Annotated in this window: 17 protein-coding genes; 5 read left to right on the forward strand and 12 right to left on the reverse strand. The window is 61.6% G+C overall.

Annotated elements, in window-relative coordinates; translation table 11 throughout:
* Positions 1 to 123: 123 nt before the first annotated feature.
* Positions 124 to 1065 (forward strand): LysR substrate-binding domain-containing protein, encoded by a 942-nt coding sequence (locus ACSQ8V_RS36900; protein WP_436209118.1) that lies wholly within the window; start codon positions 124 to 126, stop codon positions 1063 to 1065.
* 37 nt (positions 1066 to 1102) lie between these two features.
* Here ACSQ8V_RS36900 and ACSQ8V_RS36905 read toward each other — a convergent pair whose 3' ends face one another.
* On the reverse strand, positions 1103 to 2272 hold the full coding sequence (locus ACSQ8V_RS36905) for a porin (protein ID WP_436185048.1): 1170 nt from the start codon (positions 2270 to 2272) through the stop codon (positions 1103 to 1105).
* 339 nt (positions 2273 to 2611) lie between these two features.
* Positions 2612 to 3382, reverse strand: coding sequence for an ABC transporter substrate-binding protein (locus ACSQ8V_RS36910; RefSeq protein WP_436186425.1), 771 nt, complete (start codon positions 3380 to 3382; stop codon positions 2612 to 2614).
* 786 nt (positions 3383 to 4168) lie between these two features.
* On the opposite strand from ACSQ8V_RS36910, the gene ACSQ8V_RS36915 reads away from it, so the two are divergent.
* Positions 4169 to 4885, forward strand: a complete 717-nt coding sequence (locus tag ACSQ8V_RS36915; RefSeq protein ID WP_436185049.1) for a GntR family transcriptional regulator — start codon at positions 4169 to 4171, stop codon at positions 4883 to 4885.
* A 24-nt stretch (positions 4886 to 4909) separates the two neighbouring features.
* Here ACSQ8V_RS36915 and ACSQ8V_RS36920 read toward each other — a convergent pair whose 3' ends face one another.
* From ACSQ8V_RS36920 to ACSQ8V_RS36950, 7 genes are all read right to left on the reverse strand, one after another.
* Positions 4910 to 5290 carry a DUF4387 domain-containing protein gene (locus ACSQ8V_RS36920; RefSeq protein ID WP_436185050.1) on the reverse strand — a complete coding sequence of 127 codons (381 nt, stop codon included), beginning with the start codon at positions 5288 to 5290 and terminating at the stop codon, positions 4910 to 4912.
* Positions 5291 to 5295: 5 nt separating this feature from the next.
* A complete protein-coding gene (locus tag ACSQ8V_RS36925) occupies positions 5296 to 6666 on the reverse strand; it encodes an acyclic terpene utilization AtuA family protein (RefSeq protein ID WP_436185051.1) in 1371 nt (456 codons plus the stop codon).
* A gap of 125 nt (positions 6667 to 6791) precedes the next feature.
* On the reverse strand, positions 6792 to 7601 hold the full coding sequence (locus ACSQ8V_RS36930; protein WP_436185052.1) for an N-acyl homoserine lactonase family protein: 810 nt from the start codon (positions 7599 to 7601) through the stop codon (positions 6792 to 6794).
* Positions 7601 to 8986, reverse strand: coding sequence for an MFS transporter (locus ACSQ8V_RS36935; RefSeq protein WP_436185053.1), 1386 nt, complete (start codon positions 8984 to 8986; stop codon positions 7601 to 7603). The genes ACSQ8V_RS36930 and ACSQ8V_RS36935 overlap by 1 nt, the downstream gene beginning before the upstream one ends.
* Positions 8987 to 9029: 43 nt before the next feature.
* Positions 9030 to 10019, reverse strand: coding sequence for a LysR family transcriptional regulator (locus tag ACSQ8V_RS36940; protein WP_436185054.1), 990 nt, complete (start codon positions 10017 to 10019; stop codon positions 9030 to 9032).
* A gap of 7 nt (positions 10020 to 10026) precedes the next feature.
* Positions 10027 to 10851, reverse strand: a complete 825-nt coding sequence (locus ACSQ8V_RS36945) for an HpcH/HpaI aldolase/citrate lyase family protein (RefSeq protein ID WP_436185055.1) — start codon at positions 10849 to 10851, stop codon at positions 10027 to 10029.
* A gap of 29 nt (positions 10852 to 10880) precedes the next feature.
* Positions 10881 to 12071 (reverse strand): CaiB/BaiF CoA transferase family protein, encoded by a 1191-nt coding sequence (locus tag ACSQ8V_RS36950; RefSeq protein ID WP_436185056.1) that lies wholly within the window; start codon positions 12069 to 12071, stop codon positions 10881 to 10883.
* Positions 12072 to 12422: 351 nt separating this feature from the next.
* On the opposite strand from ACSQ8V_RS36950, the gene ACSQ8V_RS36955 reads away from it, so the two are divergent.
* The 3 genes from ACSQ8V_RS36955 to ACSQ8V_RS36965 all read left to right on the forward strand — a co-directional run bounded on the left by ACSQ8V_RS36955 (position 12423) and on the right by ACSQ8V_RS36965 (position 15847).
* Positions 12423 to 13187, forward strand: coding sequence for a carboxymuconolactone decarboxylase family protein (locus tag ACSQ8V_RS36955; RefSeq protein ID WP_213763655.1), 765 nt, complete (start codon positions 12423 to 12425; stop codon positions 13185 to 13187).
* Positions 13188 to 13261: 74 nt separating this feature from the next.
* Positions 13262 to 14551, forward strand: coding sequence for an MFS transporter (locus ACSQ8V_RS36960; protein WP_436185057.1), 1290 nt, complete (start codon positions 13262 to 13264; stop codon positions 14549 to 14551).
* Positions 14552 to 14689: 138 nt separating this feature from the next.
* Positions 14690 to 15847, forward strand: a complete 1158-nt coding sequence (locus tag ACSQ8V_RS36965) for a porin (RefSeq protein ID WP_436185058.1) — start codon at positions 14690 to 14692, stop codon at positions 15845 to 15847.
* Here the strand turns inward: ACSQ8V_RS36965 and ACSQ8V_RS36970 are convergent.
* Genes ACSQ8V_RS36970 through ACSQ8V_RS36980 form a run of 3 tightly spaced genes read right to left on the reverse strand, consistent with a single transcriptional unit; the run spans position 15844 to position 19023 of the window.
* Entirely contained in the window at positions 15844 to 16863 is a 1020-nt protein-coding gene (locus ACSQ8V_RS36970; RefSeq protein WP_436185059.1) for an SMP-30/gluconolactonase/LRE family protein, read from the reverse strand. The two genes, ACSQ8V_RS36965 and ACSQ8V_RS36970, sit on opposite strands and share 4 nt — an antisense overlap.
* Before the next feature lie 30 nt (positions 16864 to 16893).
* A complete protein-coding gene (locus ACSQ8V_RS36975) occupies positions 16894 to 18036 on the reverse strand; it encodes a CaiB/BaiF CoA transferase family protein (RefSeq protein WP_436185060.1) in 1143 nt (380 codons plus the stop codon).
* A 3-nt stretch (positions 18037 to 18039) separates the two neighbouring features.
* Positions 18040 to 19023, reverse strand: a complete 984-nt coding sequence (locus ACSQ8V_RS36980) for a hydroxymethylglutaryl-CoA lyase (protein ID WP_436185061.1) — start codon at positions 19021 to 19023, stop codon at positions 18040 to 18042.
* Between the last annotated feature and the right edge of the window lie 158 nt (positions 19024 to 19181).

The raw sequence follows: 19181 nt of genomic DNA on the forward strand, positions 1-19181 counted from the left end.
CCTTTAAAAAAGCATAATGAAATTGCTGGGAAAATAATAGATGTCGAGTCCTGTTCGTTCGTTTAGACTATCTAAACTAACTGTGGTGTATGTTGTTCGTCATTTTGTAGAAGAGGTAAAAGAATGAGTACGCTTCCGCCATTGCGCGCGCTGCAAATCTTCGAAATAGTCGGCAGGAGCGGTGGAGTAGTGGAAGCGGCGAAGCGGCTTGGCATCTCGGCAGGCGCAGTCAGCCAGCAGATGAAGTTGCTTGAGGACGCGCTTGGCTTGCATTTGATGCAGAAAGAAGGCAAGCGGCTACGTCTTACCCCGGCGGGGCGCCAGTTCCACGAAAGCTGCTCGGCCGCGTTCGAAGGTCTACGCGCCGCGCATGCGCAGGTCGAACGATCGAGGAACATGCTCAACCTGAGCATCAGTGCGCTGCCGTCCATGTTGTCGAAATGGCTTTCAAAGCGCGTGCTGGAATGGCAAGCGAAGCACCCCGAACTGAGCGTTTATCTCGACGGCTCGCATTCGGAACCTGTGCCGGAGGGACATGAATTTGATTTCCGCATCAGTTACGGTGATCGGGTCGCCAGTATGGACAACGCCGTCGAATTGTTCCGCGACAGCGTGGTGCCCGCATGCAGTCCGCAACTACTGGAAGGCCGGGATCCAATCGGGAAGCCGGCCGATATTCTCGAGTACTCGCTGATTTCAGTGGACTGGGGCCCGAAGTTCGTCTCGCCGCCAATGTGGCGGGACTGGTTTGACGCCAATCATGTGGACAGCGGAGAACTCGATGACAAAAGGCGAGTCTTCACACTAGCGAGCGTTGCGATCCAAGCGGCTATTGATGGCCAGGGTTTTGTGCTTGCGCAATATTCGCTAATCCGCGATGACCTTGCCGGCGGCCGCCTGGTCGTACCGCTGCCGACCGGATTGTCGTTACCTTGGCCTTACTTCTTGACCTGGAAGTCGAACACCTTCGACAGGCAGCATTGCCGCAGCTTTCATCGGTGGATTCTGACCCATAGCAAGGAGCAGCAGCAGATCAACGACTGCATGCTGCGCACGCCGGACTAGACGGCGAACGCAGCGCTCGGCCAGGCCCGCTTGCCAATCAGAAGCTGTGACGCATGCCGACTCTGGCAACGAACTGCTTGTCACCTGATGAAGGCGACGCCGTGTCGGGATTAGCGGCAACGTCCAGTCCGGTGCCGGCCAGATTCGAACCGCTAATCAACTTGAGATAGGCGCCCTGAATATACACATCCGTGCGCTTCGAGATATTGAGGTCGGCCATCAAGCCGGCCTGATGATATTTCGCTTTCGCGCTATTACCCGATGTACCGTCGTACGTGGCCTGCGTGTAGGTATACATGCCGCCGACAAATAGCGAAGGCGTCAACTGATACTTGGCATTGAACTCGAAGTTATTGAATTTGATCGACGACGCCGCACCGATCGTTGGACTTGGCGAAAGTGTCGCGTACTGCGTCGCGGTTGGTTGCGACAAATCGGTGTTCGTGAATACAAATCCCAATGTTACTGGCGCAATCGTATAGTTGATGCCTACACCATAGATTCGTTGGCGGTTGGCAGTCCAGCTACCGTCTGGATTGCCGTTGGGGCCAATCGCTACGGCTCCGTTAGTTCCGTCGTTAGGGTTGTCGACATTCAGGTATGCAGCAGCGACACTCAACGGACCGTTGGTGTAATGTGCGCCGATACTTTCGGCACGGTTCATGGCGAAGCCGGTGGAGTTGCTGAATGCATAAGCGCCCCCAAACGAGAAACCACGATAGTCGAGGCTCGTGTACTTGATCGCGTTGTTGAGACGGAACGTATTGTTCGTGTTGTCGTTATCATAGGGATGGGCGAATAGCGTGCTGCCCCAGCTGCCGTTGACAGTGAGCGGACTCAGAAAGTCGACGAGCGAGTCATATTGCCGCCCGAACGTCAACTCCCCCAGTTTCGAACTAGACAGTCCGACAAAGGCTTGGCGGCCAAATGCTTGTCCCTCTTGCCCAAACTTTCCGTTGTCTACGTTGAAACCCGATTCAAGGTCGAAAATCGCGCGCACACCACCACCCAGATCCTCTGTTCCCTTCAAGCCCCAGCGCGAACCGACTTCGTCTCCACTGGATAATGCGTAGAGGCTATGCCCTCCTGCATTGCTCGTATAATCAAGCCCTTCGTCGATCAAACCGTACAGCGTGACGCTGCTTTGCGCATGAGCAGCACTGGTGATTGCGCTCACCGCGCACATAGCCAATAACGATTTCTTCACTTTCATCTCCGATTGGAAAGTCATCCGATTAACAAGATCTGATTAACAAGGTCAGTTCAACGACAGGCAAAATGGCGGACATGCAAACGCGCTCGGCGTCTCGACTAACCGAGGTCAGAAGCCATCAGTTGCATCCGGGCGATATTCTTTCGACAGGTGACGGACAAAATGAGGCCCGTCGCGGTAAAGCGTTGAATGTTTGGCCGTTGGTCGATCGGCCTGGCCCACGGAAGGACGCCCGAAGCAGCGCAGGGGCGCCGGAACGGTCTGGGTACAAATCAATCCAGAATTATTTCCAGATTAAAATCGCGATACTAAAAATTACCGGCATGTCCCATTTCAATGATTCAAAATATCGAAATCAAAATATCGGCGCTCGATTTTCTGATATGTTCCATCCTTGATTATTCCGGCAATTGCCTGATTGATTTTTTCGCGTAGCGCGGGTTCATCTTTACGCAGCCCGATACCAACACCGTTGCCGAGCGTCTTCGGATCGGTAATCGGATCGCCCAGGAACGCGAGTTCCTTGCCCTGTGGCGTCTTCAAAAACTGGCTGCCGGAAATCATATCGGTCAATGTCGCGTCGATACGCCCGGACCGAAGATCGACATAAACCTCCTGCTGATCGGCATAGGAGACAACATTTACGCCTGCAGGCGCCCAATACGCCTTTGCATAGGCTTCCTGTGTCCCGCCCTGGTTGACGCCAATACTCTTTCCCTTCAGCGACTGGATAGTGGGGCGGATGGTGCTTCCTTGTTTGCCTATCAGGCCGCTCGGCGTGCTGTATACCGATGTCGAGAACGCAATCTGTTCTTCGCGCTTCGGCGTGATCGACATGGCAGAAAGTATTGCATCGAATTTGCGTCCCTGTAACGCGGGGATGATTCCGTCGAACGCCGTTTCGATCCAGATACATTTGACATTAAGACGCTGGCATATTTCGTTGCCTAAATCGATATCGAAACCTGCCAGTTGCCCCGACGACGCCTTTGATTCGAATGGGGGGTAAGTTGGATCCACGCCAAATCGAAGCTCACCGGCATTATTGGCGTGCGCACAAAATGCGGTCATCCAGATCACCAGACCAGCAAATACCCTTTTCATTTTTGCATCCTCTTGATCGAGCCAGTAGTCATATTTATCAATTGAGCCAATCACTACCGCGCCAGGAATATCGACCGAAATCCGGCCGGGTGCTGGCTCATTGATACAGCGCTAGCTTAGGAATTCAAAAAAAGAATGAATAGGGGATCTATTCTGAGCGGTAGTTAAGATTTTCTAAAACAATCTGCCTGATGGCGTGAGGCTCCCTCGGACCGCTTTGTACGGCAAAAGCGCAGCGCCAACGAGATCACTATGCCTAGCACTACTTATATTTACAAAGCGTAAAATTTGTCAGTGATTGGACAGCGTCTAGAAGGGGCAATTGAAAGACAGGCGGAGCGGGCAGACTTTCGCCGAGCTGTTTTATTCGTTGAAAAAATAAGTTATCCATATCATCTAGAATTTTCTCGCCTGGACATTCTTATTGCATGTGATAGCCGAAGCAGACCATGAATTCAGCTGTGGCGCGCGTGCTCGGCAGCGCAGACCTCGACGAAAATTTATGTGCTAGATTCGCCGGTGCAACAAGCAAGCCGCTCCGTCGAAATGGAACTATGCGAATCCCAAACGTCGTGTCCGCGTCCGGTGCGATTCATCCGGTTCAGTGGACCAGGATCGAGATGCAAGATGGAATACTCCATCATTACTGGGTGACGCTTTGTGTCCAATATCGCCGGAAAGAACTTCTATCAGCCCGTTGAAGGATCGCCGATGCGAAAATCAATCCAAACGTCTCCTGCTGAGGCGCCCGCTTTCACAGGGCGCCAGGGCTTGAGATATTCGGCCGTGGCGATTGCCCTCATAACCGATATCCAGTCGGGGCGCTACTCGATCGGCGACACGCTCCCGAGCGAGGCCACCCTGCAGCAGATGTTTGCCGTCAGCCGCCAAACCGTGCGGCAGGCATTGCGCCACCTCAACGAACAGGGCTTCACGAGCACGCAGCAAGGCATTGGAACCACGGTGCGCGCGCAGCGCACCACGTTTCGCTTCGTGCACACGGGAGCGACCATGGACGACCTGGTGCAGTTCTCCAAAGCAACCCGCACGCGCCTTATCGGCCAGCGCCATTTCATTGCCGACGAAATGGCCGCGCAGTCGCTGCACTGCCCGCCTGGACAGGCATGGCTCGAATTGTCACTGCTGCGCTACGCTGCGAGCGGCGCCGATCCCATCGGTCACCTGTGGGTCTACTTGCGCCCTGAATTCGCCTCGATCGTCTCGGAGATAGAGAGCAGCCGGCATCCTCACTTCTCCCTGATCGAAAAGACCTATGGGATACGGTTGGTTGAAATGGAACAGGACATTGCCTCAGTCCTGCTTCCCCAGGACATCTGCGAACGGCTGAACACGCCGGCCGGGTCGCACGGCCTGCAGATCACGCGCCGCTTCGTCGACCAGCAACACCGGCTGACGCAGGTCAGCGTGGGCATCTATCCGTCGGATCGACTCGTGCACACGACCAAGGTGCGTATCGGGCGAGATTCCGGACAGCAGCCTTAACCGCAAACGCATCCGTCTTTCCGATCAACGTTGCGTGGTCGTCCCATTGGATTCAGCCGATTGCGGAATGCGAATGCCGATCAGCGGTTCGTGCTGCTGCGCGCCGTACACGTCGCGGTCGCCCGGCGCGCCCGAGGTTGGCCCCGTGCGTGGAATCGTGATCTTGATGGCGTTGGCGGCGTCGAACGAGACGATGCTCACGAACGTCTCCCCCACGTCGTAAAGCGCGCTCACCAGTTCGGCCGTCAGCACGCCGCTGTCGAGCACCCGACGATAGACGCGTGAATCAGGAAAGATCAGGTCGAAGGTTAAGTACAGCGGTCCGGCATTCTTGCTGCGCATCACTTCGGCGAGATCGTAGATCCTGTCGCCGCGGGCGGGGTCGAAGGCTTGGGCAAAATCCATGGCGCTCATCCGATCTGGGTGGTGGTAATGGGAAACAGCGAGGCCGCGTCGTCGACCTGCATGACGTGGTAGATCGTGAATTCATACACGGGACCGCCGATGAGGTCCGACGGCGAGAACGGAAACGCCAGGTTGCCGGCGGTGGCCTTGCGGCCCTTGAAATAGCCGTGCAGGAACGAACTGCGCGCAAGCGAGAGCGCCATGCTCGCCAGCTCCTGCGTCGGCGCGATAGCCTCGATGACCATCCCCACTTCATGAGCGAGTCGCGGCACGCGCTGCTGCACGCGCACGCCGTTGCGGCCGTAGTAGATGAAGTTCAGTTCGTACTCGCCGGGCTTCATGTCATGCGCGACAAGGCGCGCCACGTCGTCGCGCACGCGGGCTTCCACTTCGTCGAGGCTCGCGAGCAGGCGCGGGTCCGTCATGCCCGCCACGGTGATGGTGCGGTAGCCGCGCAACCTGACGCCTTCCAGCTTGATGCTCGGTGGCATGTCCACCAGCTTGCTGCCGCGCACCTTCACGCGGCGCGCATCGATCGGGTCGATCGTGGTGTGTTCGAGATCGACCATGCCCTCGGGCTCGAAGAAGTGATGCGGGTCCGGCTGCTCGTACATCATGTGCGCCGCCACCGACACCGGCGTCACGCCGCGCTCCGGGTTCATCGGCTCAAGTTCGAAGTGATCGCGCCGCAGCGTGCCGAGCAGACAATCGTTGGCCGCAAGCGGCACCGCGCATTGAGCTCCGCACTCGAGCAGCTTCGCCATGTGGAAAGCTAGACCCATGTCGAAGCCCCTGAATGCCGCGAGGCTCGCGTAGATAGCGGTATCGCAGGCACGCCCGGCCACGATGACATCCGCCCCCGCCTCAAGACTCGCGACGAACGGGTCCGTGCCCATCTGCCCGACAATACGCACGGCTTCATCGACCGTTTGCTCCGTCAGTTCCGGCAAGACGCCCATCGACTTGACCCGGCCCTCGCGAATGGCGCGTTTGATCACGGCCTTGTCGATCTCCGCCGGAATGGTCGCCAGCCGGTAACGATGGCCGTCGCGGCGAGAGACTTCGTCGAGGATATCGAGGAAGCCTTCCAGGTGCGGCTGTCCGCCCGCGGTCCCTGCCGTGCCGATCACATACGGCACGCCGGCCGAGCGCGCGGCCGCGAGCGACAACCCCAGGTCGCGGCGCAATTGCTCGTCCTTGATCAGGGACTTGCCGCTGCCCAGGTAATAAGGGCCCGGGTCCGACGAGCCGTTGTCGGCGCCGATCAGGTGCGGCTTGCGTGCAAGCCCCACCTTCAACGAACTCTCCGGGAAGCCGTAGCCCAGGTTTCCCGCCACGGCCATGATGCGCAATTCGCTTTCATCTCCGACAATCATCTGATGTCTCTCTTCGTTGAGGTCAATGCTTTTCAAATAGCTTGTACGTACAACCGTACATGAAGGATGACGGCCGTGGGCGCGATGTCAAGCCGCCGTGCCACGGTCATCCGGAAGCCAACCTTTCAGCCGTTCGACGGCGCCACGTCGAGACGCGCCACGATCCCCTGCAGTTCGGGCGTGGGAGCCGGATAGCGGTCGAGCACGAGCGGGTCGTGCCCCGGGATCACATGCTGCCGTGAACTGGCGGCGGCGTAGACCGTGCCATAAGCCTCCAGCATTTCCTCGACGTGATACACATTCGAAAACGGCTTGCCCTTCTCGATGTTGTCGTAGAAATGCGAGGCGTCGGACGCCAGCACCACCCATCCCCGCGCCGTATGAACCCGCACGATCTGAAGGCCCGGCGTATGGCCGCCCACCGGAATCAGTTCGATGCCCGGCGCAAGCGTGGCCGGTCCGTTGTGCATCTCCACGCGCTGCGCGAAATTCATTTTCACCATGGCCGCGACATCGTCAGGCTCGTAGTGATGGGCGAAATGCGCGTGTTTCATGTGGCGCCCGGCCGCGAAGTGCATCTCCGGTTCCTGGATATGGAAGCGCGCCGAGGGCAGCAAGGTGAAATTGCCCACATGGTCGTAATGCAGGTGCGTGATCACCGCGTCCGTCACGGCGTCCGGATCGATATCGACCAACCTCAGGGAATCGATCGGACAACGTAATATCTTGCGGCCTCGCCGGGCGGCCACTTCGGCGTTGAAGCCGGAGTCGATGACCACCGAGCGCTCGCTGTTGCGCGCCGCCCAGATGTAGTAGTCGAGCGGCATCGCGCTGCTGTGGTCGTCATCGCCGCCGATGAAGTTGTCGGCCCGCCAGCCGTCGCGCCGCGCATACTTGATGGCGAAGAGTTCATATGTTTGTAGCCCGTCTTTCATTACATGCCTCCTATATGAAGTTTGGTTTGCGCCGCCATGTCATCGGCGGGCTCGACTGGCGCCTGCACTTCCTCGAGCGTGCGCTGCCTCGTCTCCACGCCAAGCGCGAGCAACACGGCGACCAGCACCAGGAACAGCACGCCGATGAACGAGACAACCCCGAGCAGGCCCGCGAAGGCATATACCGCCGCCACCGCATACGGCACGCCGACGTTGACGAAGCGTCCCGCGGCGTTGCACAGGCCCACGCCGCGCAGGCGCAGCCGGGTCGGGAACAGCTCCGTCACATAGCAGGCCACGCCAAGCGCCGATGTCACGTAGATGCAGGTGGTCACGCCGAAACCCACCAGCGCGATCGTCACCGGGGTCTTCACGAACGGATACGCCATGCCGATCACTGCGCCCGCCAGCGAGAAGATCACGAGGCCCCACTTGCGGCCGATCCGGTCGGCAATCGCCATGCTGATGAGCGAGCCCGCCGGGCCCCCGGCGAACATGGCCGCCGTGATCAGCAGCGAGTTGGAAATACCAAAGCCCTGCTTCACGAGGAAGGTCGGCGCCCAGGCGATGAACGCGTACATCGCCGTGAACGAGATGCAGATCACCGCGATGCCCACCACGGTGCGGGCCAGTTGCCGGGGGGCGAACAGGTCGCGCAGTCGCCCCGGCTCCTCGCTGTGGTGCACGACGGGTGGCGGGTTGGCGAGCCGCACGCTCTCACCTTCTATGCGCTGCATGATTTCCTGCGCCTCGGCGTCGCGGCCGACCGCGGCCAGCCAGCGCGGCGATTCGGGCATCGACTTGCGCAGGTACCAGATCACGAGCGCGCCGATGCCGGGAATCGCGAACATCCAGCGCCAGCCGAAATGCGGAATGATCAGGTAGCTGGCCGCGGCGGACACCAGTACCGAAGAATTGGTAATCAGGTTCAGCAGCGACGAGAAGCGTCCGCGCGCGTGCGCCGGCATGAACTCGCTCAAGGTGCTGTAGCCCACCACGATCTCCGCGCCCAGCCCGATGCCCATGATGAAGCGCAGCACGATCAGCCAGGTCATCGAGGGCGCGAGCGACGCCGCGAGCGACGTCACGCCGAACACCAGCAGGTTGAACTGATACGAGAAGCGGCGGCCGAACCGGTCGCCCGCGATGCCGGCCCACCACGCGCCGAGCGTGAGCCCGGCGAACCCCATCGATATGAAAAGGGCGTTCATGTGGATGTCGGACAGCCCCTGGTGCACCAGCGCGCCGAGCACGCTGCCCGAGAGGAAGTTGTCGAAGGCATCGAAAAACATGCCCCCGCCGATGAGCCCGAGAAGGCGCCAGTGAAACGGGCCGATCTCCAGCGAATCGAGCCGTTGTGCCACGTTTGCTGCGCGAGCCGACATGGTTGTCTCCTGTATCGTTATGTGCTGCCGGCCAGGCAGCGCATCATGCGAACGCCATCTGTGCCGCAAGGAAGATCGCCTCGATCAGCGGTTCCTCCCGGCGGCGGGCCTGGGTGATGAACGACAGCGGAATCTCGATCGGCAACTCCCGCGAGATCGCGACTCCGTATTTCTGCGCTTCGTCGATAGCCACCGACTCGCGCGCGAGCGACAAGCCCACGCCGGCGCGCACGAGCTCGACCATCGACGCTTCGAGATCGACTTCGGCCGCGACTTGAGGCCGGACCCCGGCGGCATCGAACGCGTGCGAGAGCATGCGGTGATGCGTCGAGGTAGGCGGCGTCCAGATCCACGGCAGCGCGGCCAGCTCCGTCCAGCCGCGCCCATTGATGCGGTCCTGCCAGCCCTTGGGCGCGATGACGTAATAGGTGATCGGCATGAGCGCGATGGCATGGAACTCGATCCCATCGATATCCCCCGGCATGCCCAGGTAAAAGCCCGCGTCGAGCGTACCGCTGCGGATCTGGTCGAGCACCTGGCCGGTCATGGCGTGGCGCAGGCGCGTGCGCACTTCCGGGTAGTGGCTCGCCATGTGCTGCAGGATTGCGCCCAGGCGGATGGTCTGCGGATTCAGGATCGTGCCGATCGATACGGTGCCGCTCAGGACCGTCAGCATGTTGCCCGCCGCCGCCTCGAAATCGCCGATCGCGTGCAGGATATTCTCCGCATACGGCAGCAGCTTGAGACCGTCGGTGGTGAGCGTGAGACCGCGCGGCGAGCGCGCGAGCAGGCGCAGGTTCAACTGGTCCTGGAAGCTCTTCAATTGCAGGCTGACGGCGGGTTGGGTGAGATGCAGCAGTTGCGCGGCGCGCGTCAGGCTACCTTCGCGCGCCACCGCGACGAACGCGCGGATGTGCTGAAGGTCGTTGACATTACGGCATGACAGCACGCCGGGCATCGGCTTCTTCAAAAGGGTCATCGGGAAAGGCGCGGGCGCGCGCACTCGTAGCAAGCGTTGCGCGCCTTCTTTCATGACGACCTCAGCCACGGCCGGCGGACGCCACGATGCGGCGTGCCTGCGCCAGCACCGGTGCATCCACGAGCCGTCCGTCCACCGCGACCGCGGCGCCGTTCGACACGACCTCGCACACGCGCAGCGCCCACGCCAGCTCCTGCGGCGTGGGACCGAGCCCATGATTGACCGGCTCGATCTGGAGCGGATGCACGCACAGCTTGGCGCCAAAGCCAAAAGCCCGCGCGCGCCGCACTTCATCCTCGAGGACCGCCGGGTTGTCAAGGGTGGTGCACACGCCGTCGACAGCCGGAATCAATCCCGCCAGGCGCGAATAAAGCAGGATCTGGCTCCGATAGTAATTCAACGGCTCGCCAGTTTCATTCGCCGCGAGGTCGAACATGAGGTCGACCGAGCCAAACATCATGCGCCGCACGCCCGGCGCCTTCGCCAGCGCGCCAATATGCTCGAAGCCCACGGCCGTTTCCATCAGGAGGTGCAAGGCCCAGAACGGATGGCGCTGCGCCACGCTGGCGATCGCATCGGGGTCCTCGGCCTTCGGTATCACGATGCCATCCAGTTCGAACGAGGCGCAGGCGGCGAGATCGTCGTGATACCAGTCGCTGCCGCGGCTGTTGATGCGCACGAGCACTTCCACGTCGCGCGCGCGGGCTTCACGAATCAGGCCCGGCATGGTCTTGGCGAGCGAGACGCGCGCCGCTTCCTTGCGCGCCGGCTCGACGGCGTCTTCCAGGTCGACGATCACCGCGCCGGCGCCGGACTGCGCGGCTTTCGCAAAGCGCTCAGGACGCGTGGCGGGCGCGAACAGATAGGAACGGATTGATTCAGACATGCGGGTCTCCGGTTTTGTCATGCAGCGGCTCAAATAACGCCCGACACGCGCAGCGCTTCGATCTGCGCTACGCTCAGGCCGAGCACGTCGCGGAAGATTTCATCGTTGTGGCCGCCGAGTTCCTCGCCGAGCCACTCCAGGGCTCCCGGCGTCTCCGAGAGTTTGGGGATCACATTGGGCACGGCCACCTCGCCCGCGCGCGAGTCCATCACGCGGATGTTTTCCCGCGCCTGGTACTGCTCGTCCTCGAAGATGTCGGCGACGCTGTACAGGAGGCTGGCGGGCACTTCGCCCTGGTCGCACAGCGCGAGGACTTCGTCGTGGTTGCGCATGCCGACCCATTCCTGCACGACCTGGTTGACTTCGTCAACGGCGGCCACGCGCGGCCCCACCCGGCCCCAGCTGTCATCGGAAGCGAGTTCCGGCTGGTTCATCACGCTCGCGAAGCGCTTGAAGATCTTGTCATTGGTACAGGCAATGGCGATCCAGCGGCCGTCGCGGCTCCGGTAGTGACTGTGCGGCGCGACGTTGACCGCGTTGGCGCCCATGCGCTCGCGCACCTTGCCGAGCTTGTGATACACGGGGACCATTTCGTCGAGCACGCGGAACATCGATTCATACAAGGCGAGATCGACGCATTGCCCGCGTCCTGTCTTCTCACGCGCCTGCAACGCGATCAGGGCGCCGATCGCGCCGTACATACCCGACCCATAGTCGGCGAGCGACGTCGAGCCGGGCGTCACGGGGATCCGCCCGGGTTCGCCGGCGAGGTAGGAAAGCCCCGAGAACGCATGCGCGACGCGCGCAAAACCGGGCTTCAGCCGGCTCGGCCCGTTCTGCCCATACGCCGAGATGCGGACGAGGATAGTGCGCGGATTGAGCGCGTGAAGCGTATCGAAATCGAGCCCCCATTTTTCGATGACGCCCGGCCGGAAATTCTCCACCACGATGTCACAGCTCGCCGCGAGCTGGCGCAGCATCTCCTGCCCTTTCGGATCCTTGAGATTGAGGCTGACGCATTTCTTGTTGCGGCTTTCAGTCAGCCACATCAGCGTGTCGCCACAGTCCGTTTCGGTACCGAAGCGGCGCAGCGAATCACCCACGCCCGGCGGTTCCACCTTGATCACCTCGGCGCCGAATTCCGCGAGTATCGTGGCGCAGAAAGGACCGGCGACAAAGGTTCCAAGATCCAGCACCCGAAGGCCTTCCAAAGCTTTCATGCCACTCCCGTTGAATGGTTCGATTGAATGCGATGGTCGACCCCGACCCGGCGAGCGTCTATTGAAATAATCAAAACTGCGTCATAAGGAACGCAAAATAATGCACCGCGTCACGACCTGCCAGTCTGCCTCCGATCCTTTCCTGAAAAGGCCCTGAGGCGTGCCGGTGAAAACCGGGACGCTGCTGCGCAACATTCGCCGCCTGCTGACAATCCATTTGCACAGCCCGCGCTGCGCTCATATGATTCACCTGTCCGTACAAGTGGGAAGCTGGCCAGCCGGCGGATTCACCGGCCACGCAAGTCAATGCCTTGTCACCCATGCCTCATCAACAGAATAAAGGATTACTGAATGATATCGTTACGCGAACAGGTCGAAACGTTTGTCCGCCATGGCGGTTACTGGCCCGACACGCTCGCGTCCCTGATAGACAGCAGCCCGGAATTCGTACGCGCCTATCTGGACTTTGCGGGCTCGCCGCATCGCTCGGGGCCGCTCGACCCCAAGACAAAGGCTCTCGTCAGTCTCGCGCTCGACGCCTCGGTCACCCACCTCTACGCGCCGGGCGTACGGAGGCACTGCCGCGACGCACTGCGTCTGGGCGCCAGCAAGGAAGAACTGCTCGAAGTATTGCAACTGGTGAGCGTGATCGGCGTGCACGCCTGCGTGATCGGCATGCCGGCCCTCGCCGAGAAGGTCGCACACGATCCCGCACGCGCGCTCGACCTGAGCCACCCCGACGCGAGGCGCCAGGCCATCAAGGCCGATTTCGAGGCCAAGCGCGGCTACTGGAGCCCGATCTGGGACGGGCTGCTCGCGCTCGATCCCGACTACTTCGAAGCGTTCACCACGTTTTCGGCTGTTCCGTGGGTCAGCGGAACGCTCGACCCGAAGGTGAAGGAGTTCATGTACATCGCGGTGGATGTTTCCGTCACCCATCAATACCTGCCCGGCACCCTGGTGCATATCGAGAATGCGCTCGCGTATGGTGCGACCCCGGCGGAAGTGCTGGAGGTCATGCAGTTGGCCAGCATCATGGGCATACACAGTTTCGAAGTCACCCTGCCGATTCTCGCTGAAGAACTGGCGTCGTTCGAAAACGAAACATCGCGCTAAGGAAGCGCTGGAAGTGTTGAATGCCCGCACTGAAAACAAAGACATTTGCTAACCGCAAAATTCAGGAGACAAAGATGCAGATTCGGGACGACGGAGCGAAAATCGGGAAAACGAGGTGGAAGCGCATCGGCTTGCTGGTGTTCATCAGCTATCTGATCGCCTTTGCCGACCGCTCGAACATCGGCGTGGCGGCGCCGCAGATGGCGCATGACCTGCAACTGGGCACCACGATCACCGGCGCGCTGCTGTCGGCGTTCTTCTGGGGATACCTGGTCACGCAGATTCCCGGCGGATGGCTCGCGAGCAGGATCGGCCCCAGCCGCGTAATCGCGGTGGCCATGACGATCACCGGCGCGACCGCCTGCCTCACGGGCCTGGTTCACAGCCTTCCGGCCTTGCTGGCGGTACGGGTGGTGATGGGACTGGCGGAGGGCGTGATCTGGCCATCGTTCGCGGTCATTTTCGTGCGCTGGTTCCCGGCTCGCGAACGCGCGCGCGGGATTGCCTTCGCGCAATACGCACTGCCGTTGTCGTCGGTTGTAATGGCGCCGCTTGCCGGCTGGATGATCGATGTCTTTCACTGGAAGACCATGTTCATCCTGCAAGGCATCCCCGCCGTTGCGATGGCCCTGCTGATCTGGTTCTTCGTTTCGGACGATCCGGCGAAGGACCGCTGGATCAGCCCTGCCGAGCGGGATTTCATCGTGCAGCGGCGTCTCGCCGGCGTGGGCGCGGACGGTACGTTCTCAGGCGTATTGCTGCGCCCGACCGTATGGCTGCTGTCCTTTGCGGCGCTCTGCTGGATCATGGTGATCTTCAGCTTCGGCCTCTGGATGCCGAGCCTCATCAAGCAGCATTTCGTCAGTGGCTTCCAGGCCGTGGGCTGGCTGACCGCCCTGCCGCCGTTATTCGGCGCCATCTCGATGTTTCTCAACTCATGGCTCTCGGATCGGCCGTCGACCATCTCGCGCGGCTGGTTTGTCGCGTTGCCGTTGATCGTCTCGGGTGTCGCGCTGCTCACCCAGCACTATGTGGATGGCGGCCTGCCGTTCTCGATGGTGATGTTCTGCATTGCGGGCGCCGGACTGTATTCGCCCGGCGGGACGTGGTGGGCCTGGGTGCTGAGCAAGGTGCCACGCAACCAGGCCGCGCCGTCGGTCGCGCTGATCAACGTGTTCGCGAGCTGCGGCGGCGTGGTCGGTCCTCTCGTGGTCGGCTTCTTTGCCCGGGGCGGCAACCTCTCCAATAGCTTCTACATTCTCGGCTACGCCCTGTTCGCAGCGGCGGCGATGGTGGTCTACATCATCGCCAAGCCGAATTATCAGGAGTACGAGGCTTCGGCGGACACTGTCGTGACGCACTAGAACTCGTTGTCCACGGCGCAAGGTCCAGGGTAACGGACCTTACGCCGCGATTGCTTTCCCCTTCGTCCATGCGATGCCGCGTTTTCTCGACGGCCGGCATCCGGCTGCCCATACGATTCCAACCCAAAGGAGTGAAGAGTGAAAACTGTTGCCTGTCTGGCCGCCATTCTCGGCCTGTGCGCGCAGACGTCTCATGCGCAAAGCAGCGTGACGCTGTATGGCCTGCTCGATGCCGGCCTGACCTACACCACCAATCAGAACGGCCACCGCAACATCCAGGAAACGACCAGTCAGATCCAGGGCGACCGGTGGGGACTGCGCGGAGTCGAAGACCTCGGCGGCGGCTTGAGCGCCATCCTGACCCTGGAAAGCGGCTTCACCTTGCCGACCGGCACGCTTGCGCAAGGCGGCCGCGAATTCGGCAGGCAGGCATTCGTGGGCCTCGCGAGCAACCAATATGGTTCAGCCACATTCGGCAGGCAGTACACCAGCATCTTCGACTATCTCGGGCCGCTTTCGCTGACCGGAACCATTGCGGGCGGCACGCAGTTCGCCCATCCGTTCGACAACGACAACCTCAATGGATCGCTGCGGGTGGACAATTCCGTCAAATACACGAGCCCGCGCTTCCACGGCTTGCTCGTGAGCGGCATGTACGGCTTCTCCAACGCGGCCGGGGACTTTGCCAACAACCGCGCCTACAGTTTCGCCACGTCGTATATCTACGGCGGCCTGAATCTCGTGGCGTCCTACCTGCAATTCAACAATACCGTCGCGCTCACCGGCGGCGTGCAGCAGATCAGCAACAGCAACGGCGCGATTGTTTCGGACAATACCTTTACCGCCTCGCGCCAGCGCACCTGGGGCGCCGGCGCCAACTATACGCTCGGCCAGCTTACGCTCGGCCTGGTGTTCACGCAGACCTTGCTCGACAATCCGTTCGCAATCCTTTCCAGTTCATCCGGGGTGAGCGGCGGACTCAGCCTGAACGGGGACAACGCACGCTTTAACAACTACGAAGCCAATGTCCGATACATGTTCACGCCGGCCTGGTCGGTTTCCGGTGCTTATACCTACACGGACGGCAAGCTCAACGGGCGCAATCCGAAGTGGAATCAGCTCAGCCTCCAGACCTCCTACCTGCTGTCCAAGCGTACCGACGTCTATATCCAGACCGAGGTACAGCAGGTGAGCGAAGACGGGCTGAAGATCGGCGCCGATATCTTCGGCATGTCCACGGCGTCGAACAACAACCGGCAGTTGGGCGTCACCGTGGGCATGCGGCACAGGTTCTAGGCCAGCCGTCCGCCTGGTTGCGACCGTACGCGCCTTTGCCAGTGGGCCGGAGCCAGGCCCGGCACCGGGCTTTCGAAGGCGCGTATGCAATCATCGAGCAGGCAACCGAGATAGGCGGTGCGCAGTTGCGGACCGCCGAACGCAAGGCTGGAAATATTCCCGAGGCGGGACTGTCCCGCGGTCTTCATGTCTTCCTGCGCAAGCGTGCCCTCGCGCAACTTGCGCGCCAGCCCTTCTGCATAGGCGGTATCCGTATCCGACAGCACCGCCTGCATGTTCCCATCCGGGCGCAGGACCACGAGCCGGTTACTGCCAATACACGTGATCCACGCGCCGCCGTGGGCGTCGAAGGTCAGGCCATCGGGCAGATCCGCGCCATCGAACTCGGCCATGACTTCCTTGGCGCCCAGTACGGCGCCGGGTTGCAGTGAAAACCGGCTGACGCGCTGGTTATAGGTTTCGTTGACGTAGAGCCAGTGCCCATCGGGAGAGAAGGCAATTTCGTTTGTATAGCCGATGCCGTCCGCGACGATGCGGGCCCCGCGCGCGTCCACGACACCGATGAAGCCATCAGCCACACGATGATTCCATGCGTCGGTACGCGGCCGTTTGCGGGTGCTGACGGTGAACCAGAGTCGGCCTTCGCCATCGACCAGAACGAAGTTGCTCGGCGGCAGGGGCTGCCCGTCAAGCGCGTCGAGGATCGATTCGACATTGCCGGCGGCATCGATTGCGAAGATACCGCCAACATCCTTGCCGAGATCGGCGAAGAGGACCCGGCCGTCCGGCGCCACCGCGATACCGTTGGGCAGATAGGCGCGCGGGCCGGGTTGCCGTATCAGCGTGTGCTCGACGCGGCCGTGCGCGTCAATCAGCGAATAGCCGGCGGCTCCATGCGCCGCGACGAGCGTGCCATCGGACAGCGCCAGCACGCATTCGGGGCGTGTCAGGCCCCGCGCGACAATCCGCAAATCCGTAAAGTCGAGGGAGAAACCCGGATCCAGTGGATAAGACATCGTTTATTTTCCCGTGTTCGATAGCGGCCGTTATATTTCCCACTCCGAAATGATTTCCTGCGTGTGCTCGCCGTGCCTTGGCGCCGGATAGCGCACGGTGCAGGGGGTATCGGAGAGTTTGACCGGAAACCCGAGCATGCGAACCGGGCCGTGTCCCGGGTGATCGACTTCGATCACCATCTCGCGATGCAGCGTCTGCGGATCGTGGAACGCTTCCGGCAGGCTCTGCACGAGACCGCAGGGCACGCCCGCCGCGTTCAGCCGATGAACCCAGTTCGCCTGGGTATCCGAACCAATGCGTTCGTTGACAATAGCGTTGAGCTGATCGCGGTTGTGCATGCGCAGGGTATTCGTGCGAAAGCGCGGGTCGGCGCGCAGGTCGCTGAGACCCACGACTTCAAGGAAACGGTCGAGCACCGCTTCCGTGCTCAAGGCCACGGCGATATCACCGTCGCGGCCGTTGAACATGCCATACGGCGCGGTGATGGGATGATCGTTGCCCGTTCTGCGCGGCGTTTCGCCGGTCGCAAGATGATCGGAGGCATACCAGGCGAAGAGGCTCATGATCGAGTCCATCATCGCCGCTTCGACGCGTTGCCCGCGGCCGGTCTGGTCCCGCGCGCGCAAGGCGTTGACGATGCCGAACGCCGCGTAGAGCCCGGCGACGAGGTCCGTCACCGGAATGCCTGCCCGAAACTGCTTGCCGCCTTCGTCGCCGTTCAGGCTCATGAAGCCGCTCATGGCTTGCGTGACAAAGTCGAAAGCCGGACGTTGTGCATAAGGTCCGCTCGAACCGTAGCCGTTGATGCTGGCCACGATCAGCCGCGGGTTGATCTCGTCCAGCCGCTCGGCGGAAAATCCCATTGCCGCGAGCACGCCGGGCCGGAAGTTTTCGACGAGCACATCCGCGCGCGCCAGCAGCGCGGCCATCCGCAGCTTGCCTTCTTCAGTGCGCAGATCGACGGTCATCGACCGCTTGTTGCGATTGAATGCCGCGAAGTACGTGCTCAGTCCGTTGACGATCGTGCCCTGGGCGCGAATCGGATCCGGGTTGCGCGGCGCCTCGATCTTCACCACGTCGGCGCCCATGTCGCCAAGCAGCATCGTGCAGAAGGGGCCCGACAGGATGCGCGTCAGGTCGATAACCCGGATGCCGGACAAGGGTCGCGTCATCACTCAGCCCGCGGCCGTGGCGACAGTGCCTGCGTCATGCAGGCGCAGGCGTGGACCGGCGCGCATGACTTGCCCCACCAGGCGCTTGCCGAGCAGCTTCTCCATCTTGTGCGCCACGGCAATGGCCGCTTCCAGGTCCACCCCGGTCTCGTAGCCGCTGCCTTCCAGGAGGAACAGCAGGTCCTCGGTGCAGATGTTGCCGGTCGCGCCCGCCGCGAACGGACAGCCACCCAGACCGCCGACCGATGAATCGAAGCGGCGGATGCCCTCTTCCAGTCCGACGAGCACGTTCGCCAGCCCCACGCCCCGCGTATTGTGCAGATGCAGCGCGAGCGGCGTGCCGGGCAACGCGGCGCGCACCGCGCGCACCAGCGTGCGGATGTTGGCCGGCGTCGCCATCCCCGTCGTGTCGCTGAGCGTCACCTGGCTGGCGCCCGCCTCGACATACGCCCGGGCTATCTTCAGCACGTCGTCCACCGCGATGTCGCCTTCGAACGGGCAGCCAAACGCCGTCGCGACCGCGCCGATCACGTCGATGCGACGCTCGCGGCGGTTGCCTTCGGCGAGCCGGGCGACGACCGAAGGAACGCCGGCGAGCGTCTCGTCCACACTGCGGTTGAGGTTCTTGCGGTTGTGCGTGTTTGATGCCGAACACACGAGTACCGCCGCGTCGAGCGAGGTTTCGACGGCGCGTTCGGCCGCCCGCAGGTTCGGCACCAGCGCCAGCAGGCGCGTATGGGGAGCGCGCGTGATGCCGTCGATCACCTCCTCCGCGTCGGCCAACTGCGGCACGGCCTTGGGCGAAACGAACGACGTCACCTCGATGCTGCCGATGCCTGCGGCGATCATGTCGTTGATCAAGCCGATCTTGCGGGCGGCCGGGATCATGACCGGTTCGATCTGCAAGCCGTCGCGCGTGCCGACTTCGGTGACTTCGACGAATCGATCGTCGTGATGGGGTTGCGGTTCGGCGTTGGACGGGTTCATCGTGTGGATCTCCAGGCTGTCGTAATGACGGGGCGTTGGTGAGGGCGTTGGTGAGACAATCGAGTGCCTGCTTCGGCAGCCCCGGGCCGACACATATGATCGCCGCGACGCGCGCCAACCGCCAAGCGACGATTGAAGGCTCCCCCCCTCTCCGAATG

The sequence above is a fragment of the Caballeronia sp. LjRoot31 genome (assembly GCF_964253885.1).
Lineage (GTDB): Bacteria > Pseudomonadota > Gammaproteobacteria > Burkholderiales > Burkholderiaceae > Caballeronia.